Origin of the sequence: Bacteroides caecigallinarum (assembly GCF_016902295.1) — a bacterium.
Lineage (GTDB): Bacteria > Bacteroidota > Bacteroidia > Bacteroidales > Bacteroidaceae > Phocaeicola > Phocaeicola caecigallinarum_A.
This window is the reverse complement of the sequence record NZ_JACJLQ010000084.1, coordinates 1-2848: the sequence shown is the minus strand read 5'-3', so window position 1 is coordinate 2848 and position 2848 is coordinate 1. Positions and strand designations below refer to the sequence as shown.

At 38.0% G+C, this 2848-nt stretch carries 3 protein-coding genes; all 3 read right to left on the bottom strand.

Translation table 11 applies throughout. The features are described 5' to 3' along the window. The coding region (locus H6A27_RS14110) for a hypothetical protein (RefSeq protein ID WP_204509143.1) at positions 1 to 222 on the bottom strand (222 nt) is incomplete at its 3' end. 13 nt (positions 223 to 235) lie between these two features. Next, entirely contained in the window at positions 236 to 1399 is a 1164-nt protein-coding gene (gene nagA, locus H6A27_RS14105) for an N-acetylglucosamine-6-phosphate deacetylase (RefSeq protein ID WP_204402734.1), read from the bottom strand. Between the two features lie 21 nt (positions 1400 to 1420). Next, positions 1421 to 2587 (bottom strand): N-acetylglucosamine-6-phosphate deacetylase, encoded by a 1167-nt coding sequence (nagA, locus tag H6A27_RS14100; protein ID WP_204402736.1) that lies wholly within the window; start codon positions 2585 to 2587, stop codon positions 1421 to 1423. Positions 2588 to 2848: the final 261 nt, after the last annotated feature.

Here is a 2848-nt window from a genome sequence, read left to right as displayed (position 1 = left end):
GGGGCTCGAACCCAAGACCCCAACATTAAAAGTGTTGTGCTCTACCTGCTGAGCTAGCGAATCAATCCTATATGCTATCGTTGTTTCTCGATTGCGAGTGCAAAGGTAGGCATTTTTCTGAAACCAGCAAAACTTTGACAAACTTTTTTTACTACAAAATTCATTTTTATCAGAAGTATCTGGAAATTTCACTACTAAGAATGAAATTTCCAGACTTTCCAACAATTTAAATTCATTAATGTATCAGAGTATTGGTACCTTCAACTATTTTACCGTACGAGAATACACATCTGACGTTAACATCTTTATCAAGAATCACAATATCAGCATCCTTACCCTTTTGAAGTGTTCCCTTTGTATTTTCTACACCAATAACCCTTGCAGGGGTTTCAGAAGCCATCCTTACGGCGTCCTCTAAAGGAATACCAGCCTTATTCACCATTGTTTTTACAAGCTTGTCCATAGTGGCAAGGCTACCTGCCAAAGAAGAATGGTCTGCCAATTTGCAAACATCATTCTCAATAATATAGCGCGAATCCTCTATTTCACCGTCAAAAGCCGCATATTTCACAGCATCTGTAACTAAGCAGGTCTGCTCTACACCTTTTAGTTTATACACAAGTTTGAGAATCGTCGCAGGTAAATGTATTCCGTCCGCAATTACCTCGACTGACATACCATCTGTAAGATATACACTTTCAACAGTTCCTTCGTATTTATACTCTCTTCTTTTATGGAAACCAGGCATTGCATTATAGAAATGTGCCGCATGTGTAAAACCAGCCGCAAAAGCTTTCTTTATATCTTCATATTCTGCTTCAGTGTGAGTTATAGCTGTCAATATACCATTCGAGGATGTATATCTTCCAAAATCATATCCACCAGAAATTTCCGGACTAATATCCCACCGTCTTATACATGAAGTCGATTCTATAATTTGTGTATATTCATCTTTATTGGGTTCTGTAAGGAATTCTCCCCATTGTGAGCCTGCCATTTTAGGATTCAAATAAGGGCCTTCAATATGCAAACCTTGAATCACCTTATTTGTTTTCATCATTTCCTCACACAAACCGGCAACTTTTATTATATTATCAAACGAAGTAGATGTTAACGTTGGGAATACTGTCGTTGCACCATGCAAAAGATGTGCTTTAGTGGCAGCATTAAAAGCATCAAAGCTACATTCAGTATAGTCATGACCTCCACCTCCGTGGATATGCATACCTACAAATCCTGGAATAATATTCATTCCTTTTACGTCAATAACATTAGCACCTATTACAGCAAGATCACTATTGGTCACTTCTAATATTTTGCCGTTACTTATGAGTACAGAACCATCTGTAATCCATCCTTGCGGAGTAAGAATACGCCCATTTATTAACTGAGTAAGCATATTATTATAGTTTATACGATTTTAGAATAATTTATTTGTGCCTTCAACTATTTCTCCCATAGCCCATACAGCACGCACATTAAGTTCTCTATCCAGAGCCAATATATCAGCATCCTTACCTTTCTCGAGTGTACCTTTCCTGTCTAAAACACCCATGATTCTCGCAGGAGTCTCAGAAGCCATTCTTACTGCATCCTCAAGAGGTATTTCAGCTTTCTGGACCATTGTACGTATCAACCTGTCCATAGTTGCAATACTTCCGGCCAATGCAGAGCGGTCTGCCAATTTACAAACACCATCTTCTATAATAACTCTTGGGTCGAATGCTTCCTGACTGTCACTGGCCGCACAGGCAAGAGCATCTGTAATCAATGCGGTTTTTTCAACTCCTTTAATTTTATGAACCAAACGAAGTATAGTAGGAGGCACATGAATTCCATCAGCAACAACTTCAACAGTCATATCATCAATCAAATAGATACTCTCTACCGTTCCTTCGTATTTATACTCTCTACGTTTATGGAAACCAGGCATAGCATTATAAAAATGTGTCGCATGAGTATAACCGGCTTCGTACCCGGTCAGAATATCCTCATATTCTGCCTGTGTATGTCCAACAGAAGCAAGAACACCTTTTGAAGTTACATATTTAGCAAATTGCATTGCACCAGGCAATTCAGGTGCCGCATCCCATCTCTTTATACAATTTGTTTCCTCCAACAATGGAATATATTCTTCCGGATCAGGATTCTTAATATTTTCCGGCATCTGACCACCAGCCATCTTCATGTTGAAATAATGCCCTTCAAGATGTAAACCCAGAACAGGACTATTATGTTCTTGCATTAATTTTTCAGTAGTTGCCGCAGCAGCACGTATCATAGGTATAGTCGATGAAGAAAGAGTAGGGAATATACTTGTTGTACCATGTTGCATGTGTGCTTTGATTGCTGCTCTAAAAGCATCCTCAGTTCCTTCCATAAAGTCTCTGCTTCCACCTCCATGAACATGGATTTCCACTCCACCAGGTACAATATACATACCTTTGGCATCAATTATCTTTGCACCAACAATTGCCAAATCGCAATTAGTTACTTCAAGGATTTTATTATCACAGATTATAACAGAGCCATCTTTAAGCCATCCTTGTGGCGTTAAGATACGAGCATTAATTATTTGGGTTAACATGATAAATAGAGATTATTTACTGATATATTTCTATAATACCGCAAATTTAATCAATAAAAATTAGTTTATAGTGCCTATACAGTATTTTTTTTATTATATATAACACATATTATATGAATGTTTAAGATTTTAGTATTAACAAGAACAAAAAGCTATATCTTATAACAACGAAAAAGCCCCGAAGCGATGCTTCAGGGCTCTACTCTATAAAACGGCGACTACCTACTCTCCCACTTGTACGCAGTACCATCGGCGTGACGA